The organism is Agrobacterium sp. Azo12 (assembly GCF_029193765.2).
GTDB lineage: Bacteria > Pseudomonadota > Alphaproteobacteria > Rhizobiales > Rhizobiaceae > Agrobacterium.
This window is the reverse complement of sequence record NZ_JARFYO020000002.1, coordinates 765,944-791,444: the sequence shown is the minus strand read 5'-3', so window position 1 is coordinate 791,444 and position 25,501 is coordinate 765,944. Positions and strand designations below refer to the sequence as shown.

23 protein-coding genes and 1 tRNA gene are annotated in these 25,501 nt (G+C 56.0%); 12 read left to right on the top strand and 12 right to left on the bottom strand.

Annotated features, from left to right (window positions below):
* The first annotated feature begins 59 nt into the window (after positions 1-59).
* Positions 60-1,220, top strand: a complete 1,161-nt coding sequence (locus PYL13_RS20055; protein ID WP_275642101.1) for an AAA family ATPase — start codon at positions 60-62, stop codon at positions 1,218-1,220.
* Between the two features lie 21 nt (positions 1,221-1,241).
* Here PYL13_RS20055 and PYL13_RS20050 read toward each other — a convergent pair whose 3' ends face one another.
* The gene (locus tag PYL13_RS20050) at positions 1,242-2,381 is read right to left on the bottom strand and encodes a M20 aminoacylase family protein (protein ID WP_275642100.1); all 1,140 of its coding nucleotides are present in this window, start codon (positions 2,379-2,381) and stop codon (positions 1,242-1,244) included.
* Between the two features lie 100 nt (positions 2,382-2,481).
* Complete coding sequence (locus tag PYL13_RS20045) at positions 2,482-3,567, bottom strand: CapA family protein (RefSeq protein WP_275642099.1); 1,086 nt, start codon at positions 3,565-3,567, stop codon at positions 2,482-2,484.
* 222 nt (positions 3,568-3,789) lie between these two features.
* Between PYL13_RS20045 and PYL13_RS20040 the strand changes: the two genes are divergently transcribed.
* The 3 genes from PYL13_RS20040 (at position 3,790) to PYL13_RS20030 (ending at position 6,504) form a co-directional block, all read left to right on the top strand.
* Complete coding sequence (locus PYL13_RS20040; RefSeq protein WP_275642098.1) at positions 3,790-5,133, top strand: MFS transporter; 1,344 nt, start codon at positions 3,790-3,792, stop codon at positions 5,131-5,133.
* 157 nt (positions 5,134-5,290) lie between these two features.
* Positions 5,291-5,983: a GntR family transcriptional regulator gene (locus tag PYL13_RS20035; protein WP_259147293.1), complete on the top strand. Its 693-nt coding sequence runs from the start codon at positions 5,291-5,293 to the stop codon at positions 5,981-5,983.
* Between the two features lie 332 nt (positions 5,984-6,315).
* On the top strand, positions 6,316-6,504 hold the full coding sequence (locus PYL13_RS20030) for a hypothetical protein (RefSeq protein ID WP_275642097.1): 189 nt from the start codon (positions 6,316-6,318) through the stop codon (positions 6,502-6,504).
* 48 nt (positions 6,505-6,552) lie between these two features.
* Here PYL13_RS20030 and PYL13_RS20025 read toward each other — a convergent pair.
* Positions 6,553-6,628 (bottom strand) — tRNA-Lys (locus PYL13_RS20025).
* 207 nt (positions 6,629-6,835) lie between these two features.
* Between PYL13_RS20025 and PYL13_RS20020 the strand changes: the two genes are divergently transcribed.
* Positions 6,836-7,300 carry a GNAT family N-acetyltransferase gene (locus tag PYL13_RS20020; RefSeq protein WP_275642096.1) on the top strand — a complete coding sequence of 155 codons (465 nt, stop codon included), beginning with the start codon at positions 6,836-6,838 and terminating at the stop codon, positions 7,298-7,300.
* A gap of 109 nt (positions 7,301-7,409) precedes the next feature.
* On the opposite strand, the gene PYL13_RS20015 is transcribed toward PYL13_RS20020, so the two are convergent.
* The 9 genes from PYL13_RS20015 to PYL13_RS19975 form a co-directional block, all read right to left on the bottom strand.
* The gene (locus tag PYL13_RS20015; RefSeq protein ID WP_275642095.1) at positions 7,410-8,204 is read right to left on the bottom strand and encodes an ABC transporter ATP-binding protein; all 795 of its coding nucleotides are present in this window, start codon (positions 8,202-8,204) and stop codon (positions 7,410-7,412) included.
* Entirely contained in the window at positions 8,201-10,171 is a 1,971-nt protein-coding gene (gene fhuB, locus PYL13_RS20010; protein ID WP_275642094.1) for a Fe(3+)-hydroxamate ABC transporter permease FhuB, read from the bottom strand. The genes PYL13_RS20015 and fhuB overlap by 4 nt, the downstream gene beginning before the upstream one ends.
* Positions 10,168-11,007 carry an ABC transporter substrate-binding protein gene (locus PYL13_RS20005; RefSeq protein WP_275642548.1) on the bottom strand — a complete coding sequence of 280 codons (840 nt, stop codon included), beginning with the start codon at positions 11,005-11,007 and terminating at the stop codon, positions 10,168-10,170. Before PYL13_RS20005 ends, fhuB begins: the two co-directional genes overlap by 4 nt.
* Positions 11,008-11,054: 47 nt before the next feature.
* Positions 11,055-13,199 carry a TonB-dependent receptor gene (locus PYL13_RS20000; protein ID WP_275642093.1) on the bottom strand — a complete coding sequence of 715 codons (2,145 nt, stop codon included), beginning with the start codon at positions 13,197-13,199 and terminating at the stop codon, positions 11,055-11,057.
* A gap of 41 nt (positions 13,200-13,240) precedes the next feature.
* Entirely contained in the window at positions 13,241-14,164 is a 924-nt protein-coding gene (locus PYL13_RS19995) for a helix-turn-helix domain-containing protein (RefSeq protein WP_250985074.1), read from the bottom strand.
* A gap of 273 nt (positions 14,165-14,437) precedes the next feature.
* Complete coding sequence (gene nagA, locus PYL13_RS19990; protein WP_441296686.1) at positions 14,438-15,598, bottom strand: N-acetylglucosamine-6-phosphate deacetylase; 1,161 nt, start codon at positions 15,596-15,598, stop codon at positions 14,438-14,440.
* Complete coding sequence (locus PYL13_RS19985; protein WP_275642091.1) at positions 15,595-16,617, bottom strand: SIS domain-containing protein; 1,023 nt, start codon at positions 16,615-16,617, stop codon at positions 15,595-15,597. Before PYL13_RS19985 ends, nagA begins: the two co-directional genes overlap by 4 nt.
* A gap of 34 nt (positions 16,618-16,651) precedes the next feature.
* Positions 16,652-17,416 (bottom strand): GntR family transcriptional regulator, encoded by a 765-nt coding sequence (locus tag PYL13_RS19980; protein WP_275642090.1) that lies wholly within the window; start codon positions 17,414-17,416, stop codon positions 16,652-16,654.
* Entirely contained in the window at positions 17,413-18,300 is an 888-nt protein-coding gene (locus PYL13_RS19975; RefSeq protein WP_275642089.1) for an N-acetylglucosamine kinase, read from the bottom strand. Before PYL13_RS19975 ends, PYL13_RS19980 begins: the two co-directional genes overlap by 4 nt.
* Before the next feature lie 208 nt (positions 18,301-18,508).
* On the opposite strand from PYL13_RS19975, the gene PYL13_RS19970 reads away from it, so the two are divergent.
* The 7 genes from PYL13_RS19970 to PYL13_RS19940 all read left to right on the top strand — a co-directional run bounded on the left by PYL13_RS19970 (position 18,509) and on the right by PYL13_RS19940 (position 25,451).
* Positions 18,509-19,402 carry an N-acetylmuramic acid 6-phosphate etherase gene (locus PYL13_RS19970; RefSeq protein WP_275642088.1) on the top strand — a complete coding sequence of 298 codons (894 nt, stop codon included), beginning with the start codon at positions 18,509-18,511 and terminating at the stop codon, positions 19,400-19,402.
* Positions 19,403-19,463: 61 nt separating this feature from the next.
* A complete protein-coding gene (locus PYL13_RS19965; RefSeq protein ID WP_259147315.1) occupies positions 19,464-20,723 on the top strand; it encodes an ABC transporter substrate-binding protein in 1,260 nt (419 codons plus the stop codon).
* Positions 20,724-20,874: 151 nt separating this feature from the next.
* Complete coding sequence (locus tag PYL13_RS19960; RefSeq protein ID WP_441296679.1) at positions 20,875-21,810, top strand: carbohydrate ABC transporter permease; 936 nt, start codon at positions 20,875-20,877, stop codon at positions 21,808-21,810.
* A gap of 10 nt (positions 21,811-21,820) precedes the next feature.
* Positions 21,821-22,660: a carbohydrate ABC transporter permease gene (locus tag PYL13_RS19955; protein WP_250985082.1), complete on the top strand. Its 840-nt coding sequence runs from the start codon at positions 21,821-21,823 to the stop codon at positions 22,658-22,660.
* Positions 22,657-23,715 carry a Gfo/Idh/MocA family protein gene (locus PYL13_RS19950; RefSeq protein ID WP_275642086.1) on the top strand — a complete coding sequence of 353 codons (1,059 nt, stop codon included), beginning with the start codon at positions 22,657-22,659 and terminating at the stop codon, positions 23,713-23,715. The genes PYL13_RS19955 and PYL13_RS19950 overlap by 4 nt, the downstream gene beginning before the upstream one ends.
* Before the next feature lie 15 nt (positions 23,716-23,730).
* A complete protein-coding gene (locus tag PYL13_RS19945) occupies positions 23,731-24,732 on the top strand; it encodes an ABC transporter ATP-binding protein (RefSeq protein ID WP_275642085.1) in 1,002 nt (333 codons plus the stop codon).
* Positions 24,729-25,451, top strand: coding sequence for a copper homeostasis protein CutC (locus PYL13_RS19940; RefSeq protein ID WP_275642084.1), 723 nt, complete (start codon positions 24,729-24,731; stop codon positions 25,449-25,451). The genes PYL13_RS19945 and PYL13_RS19940 overlap by 4 nt, the downstream gene beginning before the upstream one ends.
* Positions 25,452-25,501 lie beyond the last annotated feature (50 nt).

The window sequence follows — 25,501 nt, the reverse complement described above, 5'->3', positions numbered from 1 at the left end:
ATGTTTCGAAGTGAGCCAGCTCTTGCCTTGCCCTTGCAATTTGTGAGAGCTTTCCACCTATGATTTTGACCATCGCCATATCAGGGTATCGTTCTCTTCGAAATCTGGTTTTGCCGTTAGACAGGCTGACCGTCGTGACCGGCGCAAACGGCTCAGGCAAATCGAGCTTTTATCGGGCGCTTCGGCTTCTTGCCGATGTTGCGCAAGGCCGGGCCATTGCTTCGCTGGCGGCCGAAGGCGGATTGCAGTCGACAATCTGGGCCGGGCCGGAAGCCTTTTCGCGTGGCATGAAGGATGGCAGCGTAGCCTTGCAGGGAACCGTGCGCAAAAATCCGGTTGCCTTGAAACTGGGGTTTGCATCTGAAGACTACGGGTATGCCATCGATCTTGGCCTGCCGGTGCCGCCACCGCCGCCGAGCTATTTTTCGCTCGATCCTGTCATCAAGGCGGAGGCAGTCTGGGCGGGCGAGGTCTTGAGCCGACGCAATGCATTCGCAGAACGTGCAGGCCCCGCTGTTACTGTGCTTTCAGCAAGTGGGCAGCGTCAGGTGCTGATCCGTGATCTGCCATCTTTTGAAAGCATGATGACGCAATCGGCAGATCCGAAAAACCTGCCTGAACTGCTTTATCTTCGTGCGCGCATGAACGGCTGGCGCTTTTACGACCATTTCCGTACCGATCCTTACGCACCAGTCCGGCAAATGCAGGTGGGAACCCGCACGCCGGTGTTGTCGTCGGATGGAGCAGATCTTGCCGCCGCAGTTGCTACCATTTTGGAAATCGGTGACGCTGCGGAGTTCCACGCCGCTATAGATGATGCTTTTCCGGGAAGCACCGTCGAGATTACGCAGGACCGTGGCCGCTTCGAGCTACTGATGTTGCAGAGGGGGTTGCTGCGACCGCTTTCAACTGCCGAACTGTCCGATGGCACGCTTCGTTATCTGCTTTTGGTCGCAGCACTTATGACACCCCGCCCACCATCGCTCATGGTGCTGAACGAACCTGAGACAAGCCTGCATCCAAGCCTGCTTGCGCCACTGTCGCGCCTGATCATGCGGGCTTGCGAGCGCTCACAGCTTATTGTCGTTTCCCATGCGGATGAATTGGTCTCGGCTCTGGAGGCAGAGGGTAAGGCCATGATGGTGATGCTCAGCAAGGTGCTGGGTGAAACCGTGGCTGGAGACATTGAGGCGCCTGGCTGGAACTGGCCCGCGCGGTGAGGATGACCAGCCAAGTTGGTCTTACGTCGCGACTCGTATGAGCCGGCACCAGAATTCGACGCCGGTTGCGATGATCTGGTCGTTGAAGTCGTAGTCAGGGCTGTGAAGCGGCGCACTGTTGCCGTTCCCCAGGAAGAAGAAAGCGCCTGGTCGTTTCTGGAGAAAATATGCAAAGTCCTCGGACGCTAGTTGTGCCGGAGTTCGACGATCAACATTCTGCTTTCCCACGAGGTCTTCTGCTACGGAGCTAACCAAAGCCACATTGTCCGGTGTGTTCACCGTAGCGGGATACTGGCGGATGTAATCCACGTCGATCTCGATGTTGTGGGCCTTGGCTGTTGCCTGTGCGACCTCAGACAGGCGTAATTGAACTTTCGCACGTGTCTGCTCATCAAAGGCACGCACCGTGCCTTTGAGTAATGCCTCGGAGGGCAGAATATTTTCCGCCGAGCCCGCCTGAAAACAGGTGACGGAAAGGACAGCAGCAACAATCGGGTCAACATTACGTGCCACGACCTGCTGCAGAGACTGAACAAGCGACGCCCCGGCAAGGACGATGTCTTGCGCAAGATGAGGGGCTGCGGCGTGTCCACCCTTGCCTTTCAGTCGAAGAGCAAAGATGTCTGAGGACGCCATGATTGCTCCGTCGTGCAGACCGAAGCTGCCCGCAGCAAGCCCTGGCATGTTGTGAAGACCGTAGACCTCATCAATATCAAATCGATCAAGGACGCCATCGTCGATCATGGCCTTTGCACCAGCGCCGCCTTCTTCCGCTGGCTGAAACAGCAAGACGGCGGTGCCGGCAAAATCTCTTTTGACGGCGAGTTGGCGTGCCGCACCGAGTAACATGGCGGTGTGGCCATCATGACCACAGGCATGCATCCGGCCATGATGGTGTGATGCATAATCCAGCCCGGTCGCTTCCAAGATAGGCAGGGCATCCATGTCGGCTCTTAGGGCAATGGATTTTCCACCGCCAGTACTCCCGCGAATGGTTGCGACGATACCGCTTCCGCCGATGCCGTTAGAAATTGTATCAACTCCGAAGCCCTTCAAACGCTCCAGAACAAAATTTGAAGTGATGGGCAGGTCGTAGAGCAGTTCCGGAACACGATGCAGCGACTGGCGCCATTGTGCTATCTCGGCAATTAAATCAGCCATTGTGTAGTTTCCTGAAAGGTGCGCGCTGCGAGCTTTATGGAGAAAGAATTATGCTCACTTAGTCCGCAGCGCTTGGATGGTTTGTCTGGCTAAAGTGATTTCAGCCCGCGGGTGTGAAACGGCAGACTGCCCGCACACCGTCCACTACAGTCTCTGTCTGCATCGCGGCCGAAAGTCGCTTGAAATCCGCCAAAACCGGAGCTGCGATATCTGCGTCGTCAATGAGCACAGGCATGCCATCGCTATCACAATGGGTTGCCCGGAATTCGATTTCGCGGATTTTGTGGTTGTCGATCGCGATGGAACACACCATCGACCATGGATCGATCTGCGAAAAGATATCCTTCTGCACAGGGGTGGCGTTGTCCCAGTCCTGCTGGGCGATGTGGTTGCCAAGACTGTAGAGAATTGGCTTGCCTTGGTATGTTTCAAGGCCAGCCGGGCTATGTGGATGGTTCCCGAGAACCATATCTGCGCCAGCATCAATGATCGCATGTCCGAGTGGCTGCTGATATTCCGCTTTCGGGTTTCCACGTCCAAAGCCCCAGTGGACGCTGGCGACAAGAACATCAACCTCCGCCCGCAGGCTTTTTATTTGGGCAACAAGTCCTTCAACATCCTCAGCGACTGCGCGACTGCGCATCTTTATTGGTGCGCCGGGTTCTGTCGCTAGCAATACCGGATTGATTTCCGGCCATTGTTCAATGCGGATGGGTGAAATGCCGGGACGGCCTTCGGTCGCCGCATAGTCAGGTGGCAATAGGCATGACACGGCGATTACACCGAGCTTCGTTTCGCCTATCTGCACAATATGGGGTGCCTGCGCTGCTGCAAGATCTTCACCGCCGCCCACAGTGGCAATGCCTGCCTGATGTAAATGCGCAATGGTGTCCATGAACGCTTCGGCGCCGAAGTCTCGCGTATGATTGGTGGCGACCGTCATCATTGAAAAACCGGCTTTGCCTAGGTCTGCTGCGACGGCTGGGTCGACCAAATATGCAATGGGCGCATCCGTCCGGTATCCCTTCGCCGAAAACTGAACTTCGCAGGATGCCCACACGATATCTGCCTTACGCAGATAGCGCAGCGTTTTCTCATATCCGGCACTTACCGGGTTGCCATCGGCATAGAGGCGATTGCGCACGACAATATCACCGGCGGCTGAAAAAACGAGTTTTGAAGACACGGACAACTCCTAATGTTTTTTAGATGCATTTAACTAAGGACAATATCGAGCGTTTTGTCTGGAAATGTAAAGGCGTATTTTGATGTATCGCAAAAAAACTCGATTTTATGTCGTGATAATTGACTCATGATGTTTTTATGATGCATTAATTGTTAACGCGGATAGTGCAGATAGTGCCCGCGAGATGTTTGAGCGTTCAAATAACAAGAGGGGACCTCCAAAATGAGCGTTGGTTTGAACACAAGTGGAAAGGTTGCGGCATCAGGCGATCTGGACGCGATCTACAAGAAGGTCTTCTGGCGACTGATACCCATTCTCATGGTGTTATGGGTTCTGGCGTGGATCGACCGTGTGAATGTGAGTTTTGCAAAGCTGCAGATGATGGAGGAGTTGCAGTTCAGCGATGCCGTTTATGGCCTTGGCGCTGGCATATTCTACATTGGCTATCTAATCTTCGAAGTGCCGAGTAATCTGTTGCTGCAAAAGATCGGAGCGCGAAAGACGATTGCGCGTATCGCCATCGGCTGGGGCATCATCTGCATGTTGATGGCGCACGCTACCACCCCAGCGGTCTTTTATACGCTGCGCTTTCTGCTGGGTGCATTTGAAGCGGGCTTCTTCCCGGGTGTGATCATGTATCTCACACTGTGGTTCCCGACAGATCGCCGCGCCAAGGTATTTGGCATCTTCATGTCTTCAGTCGCATTGTCGGGCGTCATCGGTGGGCCACTTGCAGGATTGATCATGACACAAATGCACGGCTATCTGGGAACGTCAGGCTGGCAGTGGCTTTTCTTGCTGGAAGGTATTCCGACAATTCTGATCGGTCTGTTCGTTCTAAAATATCTCACCGACAAGGTTGAGGACGCCCATTGGCTTACCGTCAGGCAGCGCGCAGAACTCCGGTCTGATCTTGACCGAGACAGCAGCGCACTGGGTGAGCGCCAGCATTCATTGTCGCTTGTTCTTCGTGACCGTCGCCTCTGGATTTTCACACTCGTGTATTTCCTCATCATCGTGATGAATGCGACCGCGGCCTTCTGGGGTCCAACAATCGTGCGGGAGTCTGGCTTTGAGAACATTGCGACGATCGGCTGGATCATTTCAGGCGTATCCCTGTGCGGTTCAGCGGCTATGATTTTCAATGGTGTAATGGCCGACCGTACCAAACGGCCGCTTGGCCAGTGCGTCGCTTCGATCATTGTCGGCGGGCTTGCCTTCATTGCCCTGTCCTTTCCGATCTATAATAACGCGCCTCTGGTTATTGCGGCTTTTGCTTTCGCGCTGGCCGGCGCATATGGGGCCATCCCGGTGTTCTGGCAGATGCCGAACAAGTTGTTCGCGGGAACGGCTGCTGCCGCTGGCATTGCGATTATCAACTCCTTTGGCAACCTCGGCGGCTTTCTGGCACCTTACGGTCTGGGGCTTCTGAAAACTGAGACGGGCAGTGTTTCCGCCGGACTTCTGACAGTTGGTGGTCTTGGTTTGCTGGCTGCCGCGCTGCTTGTTCTGCTTGTTCATAGGTTCATGACCGCGGAAACAAAGGCAGTTCCAGCAGAAGTGTAAACGAGAGATCTCATCGCCTTTGAGGTGCTTTCGCACCAATATCTGACATTGCACCAGTACCCTGATATCTTTAGACATATCAGGGTACTTTTTACACATGGTGGGCCAATTCGATGGCCGGATTTCCGCCATCGTCCAATCCTCACGCGGAGCCTGCATGACAGACGCTACCACTCCACCGAAACAGTCGCTGGGCGACCGCGTCTATAATGATCTTCGTACCGCTATTACGCTGGGTGAAATTCGTCAGGGAGTAGTTTTCAACGAAGCTGACTTGATGGCGCAGTACAAGGTAAGTTCGTCGCCACTGCGCGAAGCATTGACCCGCTTGCGTCAGGACGGACTGGTCAAGGTTATTGCAAGACGTGGATACACGGTCACCGAACTCAGCCTGAAGGATTTTCACGAGCTGATGCAGATGCGGTTGATCATTGAAGGGGCTGCTGCGGAGCTCGCTGCTCCACGCGTGACCGACAAACATATTTTTGAAATGCGGCGCCTGTCCAGCGCCAAGCTTGTGGTGGGCGACAAGGCCAGTTATCGCCAGTTCATGCAGGCCAATCAGGACTTTCACGAAAAGATTGCAGAGATTGCTGACAATGGCCGGTTGCGTCGTGCCATCAGTCAGATGTTCGACGAGATGCAAAGATTGCTTTTCGCAGATCTCGACCTTGGTGATGGCGAAGAACTGGAACACGACCACGATGAAATCATCGAAGCTCTGGCACTTCATGATGGAAAACGGGCTCGGACAGCCATTATCCGCCATGTCAAGCAATCGCGCGACCGGGTGATTGGAAGAATGATCCGTCAGCAGAAAGATTTCGAAGGCACCAATATCTTCGATTGATCTGAGCCCAATGTTCACGGTGCGTTTTCCGAACTGCCAAGACGACTCTGTTTGGCTATCCAGACCATTGACGATATCAACTTGCCATTAGGTCGGTTTTAAATCCGGACGGGACATTAGCGATACAAAGGCAGAATTTTTTTAAAGCTTTGTCGCTGTAAGCGCCTTCGGTCGGATGAGTTTCTGTCTGCAGGGTTGGGCACAGACGATTGATGTTTTACGCGGCTGTTGGACAAGGCGATTGAGCGAATTGTCCTCACCAGGCATATCTTAGACGAAGATGTACAAAATGCGGCTATCGACCAGCTGCGCAAGGCCGTACGATCGTCGCCGTGCAGCATGATGTCAATCAGGCCTGCCTCGTCGCCATGGCCAATGGAGTGATTGTTGCCAGCGGTCACCCGCAGCACATTGTCGACGTCCCATTAATCGAAACTGGCTTCAAGCTGCCCTGCATCGTCATTCCCGATCCCATCTCCCAGACGCCAATGATCGTGCCGACGCGAAAGGGCGCAGGTTGAGAGAGTATGGGTAAGTCGACGAGAGTGTGCCGTAATATCTGTCTGATTTGGTGGGTGATGTAGGGCTCGAACCTACGACCCGCTGATTAAGAGTCAGCTGCTCTACCAACTGAGCTAATCACCCGCCGACAACGTTAAGCGTTGTTGCTGGGGGCTTTAAACCTGATTTGTGTTTCTGTCCATCGCGGTCATTGCTCTTTTTGCATTCTATCCACCGCGACTTTAATCTGTCGCTGTCGTTCGGTGGAGAAGCGGCTTAGAAAACGTCATGGTTTGATTTTTCGAAGTGGGCGAGAAATCACCGTGCTCAGTGGTATAAGGTGACTTGTAGATGACAGAGTTGAAATTCCGTGCCGCGAAAATCGAGGATCTAGCCGCCATCGTCGCGATGCTGGCGGACGATGTCCTTGGAAAAGACCGAGAAGACAGAAGCACGCCCCCAAACCCGCGCTACGTTTCGGCGCTACAGGCCATTATTGCCGATCCAAACCAAATGCAGGTTGTCGCAGAGCTCAACGGTGAGCTGGTCGGCACGATGCAATTAAGCTTCATTCCTGGCATCGCAAGAATGGGTGCTTGGCGCGGTCAGATTGAGGGCGTTCGCACTAGTGCGGGACATCGGGGAGCTGGTATTGGCCAGATGATGTTTGAGTGGGCAATCGAAGAGAGCCGTCAACGCGGATGCTCCCTCGTGCAGCTAACCACCGACAAGGACCGCCCCGATGCACACCGGTTTTATGAAAAGCTTGGCTTCGTCGCCACGCACCTTGGTTACAAATTGAAACTCGGCGCGTAAATCCTGATGACGAAAAAGCCGTCGTCACCTTCCCTTGAGCCATCTCCCAATCCACAAGGATTGCGCTGAAAGCTTGCAGTTTGAAAGGTTTGGATAGGTGGGAGGCCCGCTAGGGCGTTTCTTTGCATATCCGCTGATTGCGCGGAAGGGCGAAGGCATCACCGTCCTGCAAAGCCACCGTCATAGGCAGTCCGTAAACCTGCATCAGGGCGTCCGGGGTCATGAGGTCTGAGATGGGGCCGTTGAGCAGCAGCTTGCCCCCACCAAGTGCCACGACACGGTCGCAGTAGCGGGCGGCCATGTTGACATCGTGCAGTACAATGACCGCGGAGAGCCCCGTTTCGCGGCACATATCGTGCACCAGTCCTAGCACCTCCACCTGATGCGCCACATCGAGTGCGGAGATCGGTTCGTCGAGCAGCAAGGTGCGGGCACCCTGCGCCAGCATCATGGCGATCCAGCCGCGCTGCCGCTCTCCCCCTGACAGCGTATCCACCAGCCGTTCCGTCAGATGTGACACGCCGCAACGCGCGACGGCAGATGCTATGGCTTGTCTGTCTTCCGATCTCAAGCGCCCCAGCGCACCACGCCAGGGGTAACGGCCGAGTGCAACGAGTTCGCCGAGCTGCATGCCCTCCGCTGGTGGCGTGACCTGTGGCAAATAGGCAAGGTCGCGGGCGAGCTCTTGTCGGCGCCAGTCGGTGAGCGCGCGCCCATGATAGGCGATGGAGCCGGCGGATGGGTGTGCCTGTCCGGCAAGTAACCGGAGGAGCGTCGATTTGCCCGAGCCGTTGCGCCCGACGAGCGCGGTCACGACGCCCGGCTCAAGCTCAAGATCGAGCTCGTCGATCAATTGGCGGCATGGGACGCTGTAACTAACGCCGGACAAAGCAAAGAGGGTCATGCTTGGCCTTTCCTGAGAAGAAGAATGAACAGCCAAGGCACGCCGATGAGCGTGGCGAAAAGCCCGATGGGCAGTTCATAGGGATATGTGGCGGTGCGCGCGCCAAAGGCTGCAAGCACCATCAGCAGGGCCCCGAGCATCCAGCTGGCCACGAGGAAAGACCGAGGGCGGACGAGGCCGACACTGCGGGCGAGATGCGGCGCCATCAGGCCAACGAAACTGACCGGACCGACAAAGGTTGTGGCCGCCCCGGTCGCAAGTCCCGCAGTCATGATAAGGAGGAACTGAACACGCCGGACAGGAAGCCCAAGCGCCGATACCGTTTCTGTACCAAGCGGCAGCATTTCCAGCCAGCGTGCCGTAACGAGCGGGATAAAAAGCAGGGCAAGTGCGAGCGTTGCAAGTATTGTCGCCCCACCCCACGTAACCGAAGATGCGCTGCCTGCCAGCCATCCGAGTATGGACCAGGCCTGAGGGCTGCTCGATGCCATGATCGCCATCAACACGGCAGAGGCGAGCGCTCCGATCGCCAAGCCGGCAAGCAGAATCCGGGCCGGTGCCATGTCCCGGCGCAGCACAAAGATTGAAAGGCTTACCAGGGCCAGCGCGCCGCCCGTCGCGGTTCCAAGCGTCAGTGCAAGGCCTGACGGTTCAGTGATCAGAAAGACCGTCGCGGCGTAGCCCAATGCGCTTCCTCCGGTGACACCCAGAACCTCTGGTGCAGCCATCGGATTGGCCGTCAATCGTTGCAGAATGGCACCCGAAATGGCAAGCAGCGCGCCAGCTGACGCGGCGGCGACAAGCACCGTCGCCCTGATCGGTAAAAACGTATCGCGCAGCCCGGAGGGCACGATATTCCAGCCTTCGGGACCACGTCCGGTAAACAGGCAGATAACGAAAGTGACGCCTGTCATAAGGGTGATAATGCTCAAAAGCCGGACTGGATTGTCGGAGCGCGGCTGTGTGTGTCTGCCGTCCTCGGCCGTCTGCGGCACGGTTGCCTGCATTCGGGGAAGAAGCCAGATCAGCAGCGGCCCGCCGATCAGTCCGGTCAATGCTCCGGTCGGCAGGGAAGGTCCGCCGAATGCGGCGACCAACAACAGGACGTTGTCGGTGAGCGACAGCAGCAGGGCTCCGGACACTGACGCAATTATCAGCCGTTGCAAAATGGTGCGGGCGCCGAGAATGCGGGCGATTGCCGGCGCCGCCTGCCCGACGAAGCCGACCAATCCCACCTCCGCTGAGACGAATGCCGAGAGAAGAACAGCCAGACACAGGGTCACCAAGCGCAGTCCCGCTACTTTCAAGCCGAGACCCCGGGCACCTTCCGCGCCGAGAGACATGACGGCCAGTGGCCGGGCGAGCAAAGCGGCGCCAACCAGCGCTGCGAGCAGGCATAGAACAAGACGCAAGGCAGGAACAAAATCGTTCTGTGTCAGCGCACCGCCGTTCCACAAAACCAGTGTCAGCAGGTAATGTCCTTGTGCGAGGGTGACTGCCATGGCGACTGCCGATGCAAGCATGCCCACGAGCATGCCGGTGATCGTGATTGTCACCGGCGCATAATTCCTTTGCGCACCGATCGTCATCACCAGGAGGGTTGCCACGGCCGCGCCACAGAGCCCGATCAGCAGATTGCCGCCAGCCAGCAAGCCGGGGGCAAATACCGTGGCCATAACGATGGCGAGTTGTGCGCCAGCGGCTGTACCCAATGTGGTCGGATCAGCCAGGGGATTACGCAGGACAGCCTGCATCAACGCGCCTGCCAATCCCAGCAGTGCACCGACAAGAAGGGCGACCGCCGCGCGGGGGACCAGACCGAAGGCCAGAAGGATTTGCTCAATCGTCATGTCGGTGGCATGCCAAGGCAGGGTCGGCCAGTGTGTGATGGGAAGGGCATTTAATGCAGTAAGAAACCAAAGACCGGCTGCGATGACGCTTCCGGTCGCCAGAGGCCATAGTCTCATCCCCGTTCCTCCAGCGATCGCGTCAGTTCTCGTGCGAACTGAAGTGCTGAAGGCATGCCGCCAAACCCGTTCATGTCGCCTATCCGTAAGACCCGACCGGCACGTACTGGCGGCAGCGCATTCCATAACGCCGAGCGGGAAAGCCCGTTTTCTGTCTGGACGGGTATATCGCCCGTTATGACCAGCCAGGCATCGGGAAACTGCACAATGTTTTCCATCGGGACGGGAGCGGCGAATGAGAACCGGGTACCAGCTCCCCAGGCATTGCGTAGCCCGATTGCCTCGATCATGCCGCCAAACAGGCTGTCGGTGCCATAGACGCGGACATGACGCGGATCTCCGATCTCGATAAGGAGGAAGGGCCTGGAACTCCAGCTTTGAACGCGCCTGCTCAGGGATGCGATCGCGTCAGCGGCGGCGCGCTGTGTGTTTTGCCCGAGCTCGGGTAGATCCATCCGCTCCGCCATGCTGGCTATCAGTCCCATTGCTTTCGGCAGGACGGGTTCACCCGGTACGAAGATCGACTGGGAAAACACAGGCGCGATGCGCTCCAGTTTCGGTGCGAAGGTCGCGTAATAATTCGACGAGAGAATGAGGTCTGGTGCTACGAGGCTCAGCGCCTCGAGGTTTGGCGAACCGCGCAGGCCCAAATCAACGGTGTTTTCCGGCACATGCGTGTCGAGAAGCCGCCGCAAACCACGCAATTCGGCAATCGCCGCTGGCGGATGACCGAGCATGGCAGCTGTTTCGGCCATTGCCCAGTCAATTGCGGCAAGCCGTGGTCCGAATGATGAGCCTACCGCAACAGCGTTCCGGGGAAGCAAGGCCAAAGCCATGCCCCCGAGAAGTGTGCGTCTGGTCAAATCGCCCGATTGGGCACCATTCACCATTTATAGGTCAGGCTCGCCTGTATGTTGCGGCCGTTTCCGAAATAGGCCGAGTTGAGACCGATTGCCGAGATGTAGGCCTCGTCCGTGACGTTAGAGATGTTCAGACGTCCGACCAGACCGTTGTCCCACTTGTAGCTTGCGCCCAGGTCGAGAAGCGTTACAGCGTCTAACTTCAGAGTGTTGGCATCGGAACTGTAGCGAGTGCCGATATGACGAACACCGGCGCCGAGCGTCAGGCCTTCCAGTGTGCCACTGGCGAATGTGTGCGAAAGCCAGACACTTGCCGCGTGGCGCGGCGTATTGGCCAGCTCGTTGCCGGAGTTCAGGCCTGCAAGAATCTCGGTCGTAGAATAGGTGTAGGCACTCTTGACCGTCCAACCGTCTGCAATTTCTGCCGCGGATTCCAGTTCAAGACCGCGAACCTGTGCCTCGCCGATCTGGCGGATACCGGAAATCGTGCTACCACCGATGTCTTCAAACACAGTTGTGTTGCGGTCGGTTTCCCGCAAGTCGTAGAGCGCCGCAGAAAACAGGCCATCAAAGGCGGTGGGTTCGTATTTTACACCCGCTTCCCACTGCTTGCCATGGGTCGGCTTCAGCGCGACATTTTCGATGTCAACGCCGGGCTGTGGCAGGTATGAGGTGGAGTAGGAGACGTAGGTCGCGACGCCACTATCCCAGACATAACCAAGGCCAGCATGGCCGGTTGCCTGATGGTCGCGGCGGTCAAAATTCGTCGTGCCGCCGAAATTGGTCACGTTGGCACCGGACTGGTCTGTCCATTCCTGGCGCAAACCGAGTGTCGCACGCCAATTGCCAAGCGCCAATTCATCCAGTGCATAAAGGCCGACTTGCGTCGCGTCGACATTCTTGTTGGCGGTATACCATGGGGCCGCGATGCTCAGACCGCCATAGGTTGGGGAAAGATAATCGATGGCGCTGGAATAGGAAAAGCCGGTATAGGCCTTTTCCCGCAGCTTCTGGGCATCGAGGCCGAAGACGAGGTTGTGTGTTACGTCACCGGTGTCAACTTCGCCGGAAAGACGGACATCAGCTGCAAGGGCGCTGAAGGACTCGTCCTGCGTGATGATGCCGCGTCCCACCGAGCTGCCGGTTGCGGGATCAAGGTACATGCTGTGATAGTTCCAGTCATGGTTCGTATAACGGAAGGTGCCGTTCAGCTTCCAGTTGTTTTCGAACTCATGCGTAATGCCGGCCGACAGGGTTCCCATGGTGCGGTCACTATCGTCGACGGAATCGTCACCGAAGTAGAAATCGCGCAGATCCTTGTCGTTATAAACGCCCACGAAACTGTCCGGTACGCCGGTTGGCGTCATCGGTTTGTCCTTGTGAAGGCTGCCCATAAACTCCAGTTCGGTCGCATCGCCCAGCGCATAGCTGGCGGAAAGTCCGAGATAGAGACGCTTGTTGTCGATCTCGTGGACATCGGTTCTTTCGTTGCTGACCTTACCGGTAAGGCGATAGGCGAAATCCTCGTTTACGACACGGTTCACATCTCCGAATGTCGAAAGCGAGCTGTTGGTGTCGAAACCAACGCCCACTTCGCTAAAATTGCCGTCCGCCTGGGCGCGTTTCTGAATGGAGTTGACCAGACCTGCCGGTGTGCCTGCGCCGTAAAGAATGGATGCCGGGCCGCGCAATATTTCAACGCGCTCAAGACCGTACAGCTCGAATGACGGCGCGCTGGTGGGGAACTGCGTTGAACGCATCAAGCGCAAACCATCCAGGAACTTGTCGTTTTCCAGGTTGAAGCCGCGCAGATAGAGACTGTCGAAGCGCGGGTCACCGCCATAGTTCTCGGTGATAAGGCCAGCGGAATATCGAAGGGCGGAGGCAAGGTTGGTGGCACCAATCGCATCGATCTGAGCGCGGGGCACGACCGAAACGGAGGACTGCGTCTCAAGGATCGTACGGCTCGTCTTGCTGGTTGCTGCAGTCTTTGCAACACTGCTTTCCAATGGGGCTGTGGGGTTTTCGCCGCCCGTGACGTTGATCACACCCAGAAACGTCGAGCGAGTGCCGTTCTGCTCATCCTGCGCAAAGGCGGAGACGGAAAGCAACGCGGAAAGGCTGACGCCCAGCATGAGAGATGCGGTCGATTTGGTGTGCAACATCATGATACCCCCAAAGAAAATATCATGAGCGTCTAACTCCACTATTAAATAATGTCTTGAACAGGGCTGTTGCGTTTTGAACAGGGCTTTGGAAATCGCTCACGTCTCCAGCGCGATGGCGGTTGGCCGTATTTCGCACGAAACACGCGTGATAGATGGGCCTGATCGGAAAAACCGGTGGCGTGTGCGATCTCTGCGAAAGACATGGACGTTTCCGCCACCATTTCACAGGCTGTCTCCAGCCTTAAACGCGCCTGCCAGCGCTGCGGGGTCTCTCCATGTTGCGTGCTGAAGCAATGGGCAAACCAGCTCGGAGAAAGGCCCGCAACGGTGGCCATTTCTGCGACGGTGACTTGGCGCGTCATGTTTTCCTGAAGAAAGCGCTTGAGTGCTGAAAGTTTGTGGGGTGTGAGATTGCCGGGAGCTGGGGCGACGACATCGGTTGCCGTGGTGAAAATTTCCCCCAATGCCGCTCTGAACAGGCCATCAAGCATCATGTCGCCACGGCTCGGTTGGCGCACTTCCTTTGCCGCCATCCGGCCGATCGTCGCCAGAACGTCATTCAAACCGATAAATCTCGGTTTTGTCAGGTCGCCGTTGATGCCTGCGGCACCCAGGCGCGCATGAAGCGCCGATGTCTCGAAATGAAAATCGATATGGCTGAAATCCTGGGCCGTTTCCAGCCGGCTCCATAAAGGCACACCCGCTGGGATATAAAACGCCCCCACGCCGCGTTTTTCATCGGCATCTTTTTTTGTCGTTAGAGAATGGGCTGGGATGTCGTCGTCCAGCATTATGACGATGCGTGGATCCGGAGACACGTAGAAGCCGCCAGCTCCTGCCTTGCCGCGGATGGACCATACATCGGCAATTGTGCCGGCAAAGCGTCGCCATGAAAGCGGTTCCAACGTTCGCAGAGAATGAACATTGGTCTGCATTTTTGGTGTGAACTCTGCTTTGGTATGCATCAAGGCTTCCACAGACAACTTAATAAACTATACTAATATACTCATCTATTGTTCTGCGTCCATAGTTAGACTGACGTCGGGTCAAGTTTTCGGATTACGTCTGCCATTTGGAGATCGTTGTCGGGTTTGGAGACACTGGCTTTGGTGAGCGGTCGATTGATGAAACTGAGCGCGGAATCACGTGCGGCAGAAGGGTGCGTCAGACACGAATAATCGTGCCGAAACGTAGGACGCAGTAACGCATCGAGATCGACCGTGAGGTCGATGTTGTCGTCAGGCTGTATAGACCTGTTCGCCGCCGATCCAGGTGTGTTGCAGCTGATAGTCTTTGCTCAGCACAACAAAATCGGCATCATATCCGCTCATCAATCGGCCTTTCCGGTCCGCCACATGGGCGGCTTTTGCCGGGTAAAGACTGGCCATCCGTACCGCTTCTTCGAATTCGAGGCCCAATTTCCGATGGACGTAAAGAACCGACGACAGCATATCGATGTCTGCGCCGGCGAGCGTGCCATCTGCCAGTGTCAGGCGTCCATCCTTGCGGAAAATGTGACGCCCGTTGAGTGTCAGTCCGGTCAAGTCCGTGCCGATGCTGGACATCGCGTCGGTCACAAGGAAAATCCGTCCGGGTCCACGCTTGGCGCGCAGAGCAAGATCAATCACTGCGGGATGAACGTGAAAACCATCGGCGATAATGCCGGTGGACAGTTCGCCGAGATCAAGCGTCGCACCCACGAGGCCCGGTGCGCGGTTTTCGATCTGGCTCATGGCGTTGAACAGATGGGTCACGGTCTGTGCCCCCGCCGCGACATAATCCTTCACAATGTCATAGGTTGCGTTGGTATGCCCGAGACTGACAATGAAACCGCTATCGGCAAGTGCACGAACCTGTTCTTGCGTGGTGTTTTCCGGCGCGATCGTGATCATCAAGGCGTCGAAACTGCCACCGATCGCCAGAAGGCGTTGCAGGTCGGTATCTTCCATCGGCCTGATCAGCTCCGGATGGTGTGTGCCTTTGCGCACAACGGAAAGATGAGGTCCTTCCAGATGCAGCCCCAGAAATCCGGGAACCTTTTCAGCTTTCGCTTTTAAACCGGCTTCGATAGCCGACGCGGTTATCTCCGGGGTATCGGTGATCAAAGTTGGCAGCAGGGCCGTTGTGCCGAATTTCGCATGGGCGGCACAAATCTGGCGAATGCCATCGACCGAGCGCTCATCATTCAACATCACACCGCCGCCGCCATTGACCTGAAGATCAATGAAGCCCGGCACAATGATCAAGCCCCCAGCATCAACCAGCCGTGTGTCGGCGGGAATGTCATTCTTTATCAGCAGACCGGCAACCTTGCCGTCATCGATCAGCAGGCATTTGTCTTGATGCCAGTCATGCCCGTCAAAAATCCGTGCATTCGTCAGTGCAGTTGCCATGGTCAGCGGGTCTCCGTCACTTTTTTAAGCGCTGCAGGGGCATCCGGATTAAACCCACGAGCGCGTGACCATGCTTCAACAAAACCATAAAACGGTACGATCAGCGCAAGGGCATCAGTGAAGGGATGGCCGGTTTCAATAAACGGCAAACGCCGTGCGTGGGCAGCGCCATCGGCAGAGATGAAAGCCAGAGCGCCCTTTTCAGCAAGACCATCCGCAGTTGCCAGAACAGAGGAAAGGGCAGCGTCCCGTGCCGCAAATGTCACGACCGGGAAACGGCGGTCAACAAGTGCGATCGGGCCATGCAAAACCTCGGCGCTGGAATAGGCCTCGGCATGCATTTCTGATGTCTCCTTGAACTTCAGGGCTGCTTCACTCGCAATCGCCAGCGAGGGGCCTCTGCCCAGCATGTAGAGCGATTCAGCTTCACCAAGCTCATCGGAAAGCTCGTGCCAATCCAGCTTAACAGCCTCTGTCAGTTTTTCTGGAAGCTGCCGGATCGACTTTTGAAGTTCGGTGTCGAGTGTCCATTCCGAGAGTATGGCCAGGCCAGCCAGCACCGAGTTGAAAAAGGACTTGGTGGCGGCGACCGCAAGTTCCGGACCCGCATTGATATCAACCGGATGGGCACATGCATCGGAGAGCGGTGACGGTTTGGTGTTGGTCAGTGAAATCGTCAACGCACCAGCTTGAGTTGCCGACTGGGCGAGTGCAACGATATCAGGGCTTTTTCCCGATTGGGAAATGGATATTGCCGCCGCACGATCAAGCTTCAGCGACTTGCCATAAATCGAAGCAAGCGAAGGACCAATCGATGCCACTGCGCGACCAGCCTGCTGCTCGATGGCATATTTGAGGAAATGTGCGGCGTGATCGGACGAGCCTCGTGCAATGGTAATGAGGAAATCTGGATCCCTTTCGCGCAGTGCTTTGCCGGTGGCCTGCAGCACGCCATGCGACTGTGTGAGCAGCCGTTCTGCTGCTTCTGGAATTTCATTGATTTCACGTCGCATATTTGTCGGCATATCTATTCTTCCTTGTCACATTTACCGAATTTGATCAGCCGTCCGTCAGCGTCATCTCCGCGACGAAATCATAGGCATCGCCGCGATAAAGCGAGCGGGTCAGTTCCACGACCCGGCCGGAGTCGAGGTAGGATATTCGTTCGATTGCAAGACCAGCCGACCCTTCGGGAACGGCGAGCAGTGCTGCATCCTCACGATTGACGTTGCACGCCGAAATCCGCTGCACGGCACGCACAGGGCTGTAACCGGTGCGGCGAAGTTCGGCATATAAGGACGCTTCGATGACTTTCGGTTCCGGCAATATGTCGGAGGCGAGGCTGGCCCTCTCGATGGCAAGCGGCAACTCGTTGGCGATTCGCAGTCGTTCCAGACGTGCGACCATCATGCCGACCTTCAGGCCAAGCATCATCATCTCGTCCGGGGACGGGGAAAACAGACCGCGTCCCAGCCATTCGGAGCGTGTGACGTAACCGCGCCGTGCCATATCTTCGGTAAACGAGGTCAGTTGAGACAGTGGCTGCTGAAGCCGGGAAACCGGCCGCATGACGAATGTGCCCGAGCCGTGTTTGCGGGTCAAAAGGCCATCCTTCACCAGATCATCGACCGCCTTGCGCACCGTGACGCGGCTGACATTGGCAAATTCGGCAAGATCGCGCTCTGGAGGAAGAGCCTGACCATGCGTGAGCCGACCGGACAAAATCGCATTTTCCAGGGATTGACGCAGTTTAATATAAAGCGGACCTCTGCCGCTCGCCTGTAAATCATCGGGAGAAAACAGGTCAGACAGCGCAAGAGTCATGCTGTATTCTCCGCGTGTTTTAAGAAAGTGTCTTTGGCAAGCGAGATTGCACCATAGAGAGCGTCCTCTGCCGGTTGAACCAGACGTTGCTGATGTCTTTCTGCAAGGTATGGTGCATAAAGTGCCGATAATCCGCCCAGCAGGCAAAGCCTGCCGCCACTGGATATTTCGGCCACCCGATCAAGCGCCAGATCAATGAAGCCCACAGATTGGCTGAGCAGCGAAAGCGCCGCTGTGTCTCCTTGCGCTGCGAATTCAAAAACACGCGGTGCGTAGCGACCAAAATCACCTGGGATTGCGCTTTGTGAAAAGGCAATCATTTTGCGTGGGTCATTGGAAAACTCGCTTATCAGCGCATGCGTCATCGGCGTGTGTTGTGCAATGCCGTCATAGGCCAGCAGTGTTTCCTGCAGCGCCATCTGCCCGAGCCTGCCACCGCTTCCCAGATCGCCGAGATAATAACCCCAGCCGCCGATGTAGCGGACGTCGGTGCCGATGCGGGCAATGTATATCGTACCCGTTCCAAGAATGGCAATCGATCCGTCGCCGTCACCAAGTGCGCCCTGAAGTGCAATGAGCCCGTCCGACTCGATAACCGACTGATAGAATGGCAGACGCGGCAGCACGTATGAAACGGTGTTTTCAACATTATTACCAGCAAGACCGAGATATGTGCAGGCCTCTGTAATGAGTTCAGGCGCAAGGCCAGCATCGATAAATGCGGCTTGTGCGGCCTTGGTTATGTTCTGGATTGCGATATCAGGCGCGGTCATGATGTTGGATGCGCCGCTTTTGCCACGTCCAAGAATTCTGCCGGTAGTATCTGCGACCGCTGCCCGGCAACTCGTGCCGCCGCCGTCGACTCCCACGAGATATCGATGCATGAACTGTCTCCTCAATTGATAATACCAACAAAATACCAATTTCCAAGTAGCGGCTCGATAATTTTCTATTTTTCGTAAAAATCCAATTGAAATAGGCGATTATGGCCCGTTCTTAACGCTCAAGGGGCCCAAAAATAAAAGAAAAATTAAAAGACGCTGGACAAGTGGTATTTTTTTGGCATTAAATCTGGTCATTGGGAGTTTCATAATGATTGCAGGCGGAACGGAAGGTTTGCAGGACAGGGCAAAGGGCCTCGACACCATGGTGTCGAGTGAGATCCTCGCCCTTCTGAGCGGAGGACAGCAGGATGCAGCGCGCGCCGTGGACACGGCGCGGGACGATATTGCTGCGGCCTCTATGCTTGCTGCAGAAGCCATTTCGTCTGGCAACAAGCTTATCTATGCAGGGGCAGGAAGTTCTGGCCTGATGGCGCTGGCTGACGCGCTGGAATTGCCAGGCACATTCGGCATCAAGCGAGAACAGATCGCCATATTGTTTGCTGGCGGCACAGCCAATCTGTCTGAAATGCCAGGTGGTCCTGAGGATGATGTTGAGCAAGGTCGGCTTGATGCGGAAGCGGTGATGGCAGCAGGAGATTGCGTTGTCATCATTTCTGCCAGTGGGTCGACGCCCTATGCGCTGGCCGTTGCGCAAGTCGCAAAGGAAAGAGGCGCGCGTATTGTCGGCATTGCCAACAATGCGGACGCGAAACTCTTCAGCCTGAGCGAGGTTGCCATTGTGCTGAAAACCCCGCCCGAATTCGTGGCGGGTTCGACGCGCATGGGCGCTGGTACCGCACAGAAAATCGCTCTCAACATGTTTTCGACTTTGATGGCGATCCGGCTTGGTCACGTGCATGACGGCTACATGGTCAATCTGCGGGCCGATAACAAAAAGCTCATCGCACGTGCGGCAGGAATTGTTGCCGGCGTGACCGGGATCGAGACGGAAGAGGCTGGACGGCTGGTGGAAAAGGCGTCCGGTTCCGTCAAGGTTGCTATTCTGCTTGCCAAGGGTGCGGGCGACAAAAAATCAGCCGAAGATCTGCTTTCGCAAAGTGGCCAGAATGTCCGCCGTGCGCTTGCACTGATCGGCAGATAAGACGGAAAAATTATAGTTGCTGGACGCCAAGATGGCGTCACATCAAGAGGGAGAACGAACGATGACCCGTAATATCACCAAGGCTCTGCTACTGGGAGCAAGCCTTCTCGGTTATGCCAATATTGCATTGGCGCAGGACGTAACGTTGACCATCGAAAGCTGGCGCAACGACGACCTCGCTATCTGGAAAGACAAGTTTATTCCGGCATTCGAGGCCAAGAACCCCGGCATCAAGGTGGTCTTTCAGCCTATGGCACCAACGGAATATAACGCCGCGCTGAACGCCAAGCTGGAATCCGGTTCTGCCGGTGATCTCATCACCTGCCGTCCTTTCGATGCGTCGCTTGAACTGTTCAAGAAGGGCTATCTTGCTGACCTGACCAAGAATGGCGGTATGGAGAACTTCTCCGACGTCGCCAAGGCTGCGTGGTCCACGGACGATGGCAGCCAGACCTTCTGTGTGCCAATGGCTTCGGTTATTCATGGCTTCATCTACAACAAGGACGCCTTCGACGAATTGAAGATCGAAGTGCCGAAGACCCAGGCCGAGTTCTTTGCAGCCCTCGACAAGATCAAGGCTGACGGCACCTATGTGCCTATGGCCATGGGTACGAAGGACCTTTGGGAGGCCGCAACCATGGGCTACCAGAACATCGGTCCGAACTACTGGAAGGGTGAAGAAGGCCGTCTGGCACTGATCAAGGGCGAGCAGAAGCTGACCGACGCCGACTGGGTCAAACCCTATGAGGTTCTCGCCAAGTGGAAGGACTACCTCGGCGACGGTTTTGAAGCCCAGACCTATCCTGACAGCCAGAACATGTTCACGCTGGGTCGCGCAGCGATTTTCCCGGCAGGTTCCTGGGAAATCTCTGGCTTCAACACGCAGGCACAGTTCAAGATGGGTGCCTTCCCGCCGCCGGTAGAGAAGGAAGGCGACACCTGCTACATTTCTGACCATACCGACATCGGTATCGGTCTGAATGCAAAGTCAAAACATGCCGCAGAAGCCACGAAGTTCCTCGAATGGGTTGCTTCGCCGGAGTTTGCTGATCTTTACGCCAATGCGCTGCCGGGCTTCTTCAGCCTGAACAAGACAGCCGTCAAGATGGCCGATCCGCTGGCACAGGAATTCGTCTCATGGCGCGAAACCTGCAAGCCGACAATCCGCTCGACCTACCAGATCCTGTCGCGCGGAACGCCAAACCTGGAAAATGAAACCTGGGTTGAATCTGCAAACGTGATCAACGGTACCGACACGCCTGCTGTGGCCGCTGAAAAGCTGCAGAAGGGCCTCGACAGCTGGTACAAGCCAGCGAAGTAAGGGCATAATCCCTTGCCCAAGGCGTTTGTAAGCGCCTTGGGCACTGACCGAAAATCACTATCGCTATAACGTCGATCCTGTATCGTTGCATCTGCACGATGTCGCGATCCATTTTCTTCATGCTAGCCGGGCTGGTTCAATGAGCGCCGACATGACTTCAATCGATCAAAGGCCCAGCCGACGCCCCGTTCGTTGGCACATATTCCTGTTTATGCTGCCGGCCTTTCTCGTCTACACGGCGGTCATGATTGTGCCGCTTGGCAGCACGTTGTGGCTTTCCTTTTTCACCGAGGTCGATGGGCAAAGGGTTTTTGTCGGGTTACAGAACTTCAGGACGTTGTTCGGTGAACCGCGCTGGGCGGCCAGCTTCTGGAATGCGCTGACCAACAACACGATTTTTTTCATCATTCACATGTTGGTGCAAAACCCGATAGGCATCGCGCTGGCGGCCCTGCTGTCGATACCGAAGCTGCGTTTTGCAGCGATTTACCGCACCGCGATTTTCCTGCCGACGCTTTTGTCCTTCGTTATCGTCGGTTTCATCTGGAAGCTGATCCTGTCGCCTTTGTGGGGCATCGCCCCTATGCTGCTTGATCTGGTTCATCTGAAGAGCCTGTTTGCACCGTGGCTTGGACGCCCGAACTCGGCGCTGATTGCCGTGTCCCTGATCTCCGTTTGGCAATATGTCGGTATTCCAATGATGCTGATCTATGCAGCTTTGCTCAATATTCCTGACGAGGTGATCGAAGCTGCTGAAATGGACGGCATTACCGGCTGGAGCCAGTTCTGGAAGATCAAGCTGCCGCTCATCCTGCCAGCCATCGGTATCATTTCGATCCTGACATTCGTCGGCAATTTTAACGCTTTCGACCTGGTTTACACTGTGCAAGGGGCGCTCGCCGGACCGGATGGTTCGACCGACATTCTCGGCACTCTGCTTTACCGTACGTTCTTCGGTTTCCAGCTTCAGCTCGGTGACCGCTCGATGGGCGCAACCATTGCAACCGTGATGTTCTTCATCATTCTCGCCGGCGTCAGCTTCTATCTTTTCGCCATTCAGCGTCGCATGCGTCGCTATCAATTTTAAGGAGCAAAGAATGTCGAAAGCACGATCTTCCTTTGCCCGCACGGCCTCCGCCCACGCAATCCTGCTGGCCTACACCGCGATTTCTCTGTTTCCTGTGGTGCTGACAATCATGAACTCGATGAAATCGCGAAATGCGATTTTCCGGGATCCGATGCAACCACCGACACCTGCGACGTTTGACCTGGTGGGTTATACAACGGTATTGGGGCAGGGCGATTTCGTCCAGTACATGCAGAACTCTCTCGTCGTCACAGTCGGGGCGATTGCTTTGGTCCTGTTGTTTGGTGCGATGGCTGCATTTGCTCTGTCGGAATACCGTTTCCGCGGCAATACCCTGCTGGGTCTCTATATGGCGCTCGGTATCATGATCCCGATCCGGCTTGGCACGATCGGTATCTTGCAGGGCATGGTCGCCACCGGACTGGTCAACACCAAAACGGCGCTCGTTCTCGTTTACACGGCGCAAGGCCTGCCGCTGGCAATCTTCATTTTGTCAGAGTTTATGCGTACGGTCTCTGACGATCTGAAAAATGCCGGGCGTATCGATGGGCTTTCCGAATATCGGATATTCTTCCGGCTTGTCCTGCCCCTGATCCGTCCCGCCATGGCAACCGTTGCCGTCTTTACCATGATCCCAATCTGGAATGACCTCTGGTTCCCGCTGATCCTGGCGCCCAGCGAAGCCACCAAAACGATCACACTCGGTGCGCAAATCTTCATCGGGCAATTCGTGACCAACTGGAATGCAGTGCTGGCAGCGCTTTCGTTGGCCATTGCTCCGGTACTTGTCCTTTATACCATCTTCTCGCGGCAGCTTATCCGCGGCATTACGGCAGGAGCAGTGAAATGAGCGCGCAGCCACTTAGGGTTCTCGTGGCCGGTCTCGGCAATATGGGGTTGAGCCATGCCCTGGCTTATGCGGCCAATCCGGGTTTTGAGATTGTCGGCCTCGTCAATCGCTCAACGCCTGAGCTGCCTGCAGCCCTTGCGGGACGTGAAATATTGCCATCATTTGATGAGGCGCTCAGCGAACTGAAGCCGGACCTGTGTTCGATCAACACCTATTCGGATAGCCATGCCAAATTTGCCATTCAGGCAATGGAAGCGGGCTCGCATGTCTTCGTGGAAAAGCCCCTGGCAACCACCGTGGCAGATGCTGAGCGCGTCGTCGCTTGCGCCCGTGCCAACGGCCGTAAGCTGGTGGTAGGGTATATTCTGCGTCACCATCCATCCTGGGTGAAATTGATCTCGCTCGCTCGCGATCTTGGCGGTCCATATGTGTTCCGCATGAACCTCAACCAGCAGTCATCAGGTCATACCTGGGCAACACACAAGGCGCTGATGCAGACCACACCGCCAATCGTCGATTGTGGCGTGCACTATGTCGATGTGATGTGCCAGATCACCGATGCGAAGCCGGTGTCGGTTCGAGGTATGGGCTTGCGACTTTCCAATGAGATCGCGCCGGACATGTATAATTACGGCCACCTTCAGGTGATGTTTGAGGATGGTTCGATCGGCTGGTACGAGGCGGGCTGGGGACCGATGATCTCGGAGACGGCGTTTTTCGTGAAGGATGTAATGTCGCCAAATGGCTGCGTGTCCATCGTGATGGATCCGAATGCAAAGTCCGACGACATTGATACCCACACAAAGACGTCGACCATTCGCCTGCACAAGGCCGACACCAAACCCGACGGCACATTTGTCACTCCGGACCAGTTCCTGCAGATGGAGGGTGAACCTGGGCACCAGGAGCTGTGCGATCTGGAACAGGCCTATGTGTTGAAGGCCATCCGCGAGGACATTGATCTGGACCGCCATATGACCGACGCTGTGCAGTCGCTTCGCATATGCCTTGCCGCAGACGAAAGTGTGCGAACCGGCCGAATGGTCGACCTTTGAATCTGGAGAATTGTTTTGGGTAAACTGACACTCAAATCTGTTGCGAAGTCCTTTGGTACGGTGGATGTGCTGAAAGGCATCAACCTCGAGGTCGACGACGGGGAATTTGTAATTTTTGTCGGGCCTTCCGGCTGTGGCAAGTCCACTCTGTTGCGGACGATTGCGGGCTTGGAAGATATCACCGCCGGCGAAATCGTCATTGATGGTCGCGAAGTGTCCAACGTGCCGCCGGCCAAACGCGGCATCGCCATGGTTTTCCAGTCCTACGCGCTTTACCCGCATCTGACGGTCAAGGACAATATGGGGCTTGGTCTCAAGCAGGCAGGAACGCCGAAGGCCGAAATTGAATCTCGTGTCGCTATGGCGTCATCGCTTCTGTCACTGGAACCCTACTTGGCCCGACGACCGGCTGAACTGTCCGGTGGCCAGCGACAACGTGTTGCCATTGGTCGCGCCATTGTGCGTGAACCGACATTGTTTCTGTTCGACGAACCGCTTTCCAACCTCGATGCGGCACTGCGCGTGCAGACCCGTTTGGAAATTGCCCGACTGCACCGCCGTCTCAAGGCAACGATGATCTATGTGACCCATGATCAGGTTGAGGCTATGACGCTCGCTGACAAGATCGTGGTGTTGAGTGCCGGTCGCATCGAACAGATCGGATCGCCGATGGAGCTTTTCAATCGTCCGGCCAACCTGTTTGTTGCTGGTTTTATCGGGTCGCCACAGATGAATTTCATCGACGCTGCCCGGTTGGGCGAGAGTGGTTATAAAACCCTCGGCATCAGACCGGAACATATGACCCTTTCACGTGAAAGCGGCACGTGGTCCGGCAAGGTCGTGCATGTCGAACACCTTGGTGCCGACACGATCGTTTATCTCGAAAGCGAGACCATCGGTCTGTTGACTGTGCGCCTGTTCGGAGAACATGCCTACGAGCCTGACGATGTGGTTTATGCCTCTCCCAACGGCGGTGCGACGCATCGTTTTGGCGAAGACGGCAATGCCATCAGATGACAGACATTCTGCTGGAAGTCTGTGTCGATGACATCGCAGGCCTTCAGGCGGCGATTGAGGGTGGAGCGGATCGTATCGAGTTATGCAGTGCGCTCGACCTGGGCGGCATGACACCTTCTGCCGGATTGATGACCTTTGCGGCACGCACTCCGGTACCGTGCTATGCGATGATCCGTCCACGCGCCGGAAACTTCGTCTATAGCCCTGACGAATTGACTGTCATGGAAGATGACATTCGTTTTGCCGCATCCTGCGGTCTTGCCGGTGTTGTTTTCGGCGTAAATTTGGCCGATGGCAGGCTGGACACTGAAGCGATGAAAAAACTGTCGGAAGCAGTTCCAGGCATGCCGCGAACCCTCCACCGTGCTTTCGATCTGGTTCCCGATCTGGAGGAAGCGCTTGAGGTTGCGATTGCGTGCGGTTTCGAACGTATTTTGACGTCGGGTCGAGCAACGTCTGTTCCAAAGGGGCTGAGCGAGCTGCGAAAACTGGTGGAAATTGCCGACCGGCGTATCGGTATTATGCCCGGTGGTGGCGTCAATCTTGGCACTGTTGACGCGATACTGGAAACAGTTGAGGTCACAGAGCTGCACTCATCCTGCTCGACCACAGTCGACATTACCGATTCCGCGGTGGTCGCATTCGGTTTTTCCGCTTCTACGATAAAGCGCACTGACGCGACGGTTGTTCACGCGTTAAAGCAAAGACTTACCCGTTAGAGCGGCCTATTCGTTTCGCCAAACGTAAAGGCAGTGCCCCACGCCAGCCA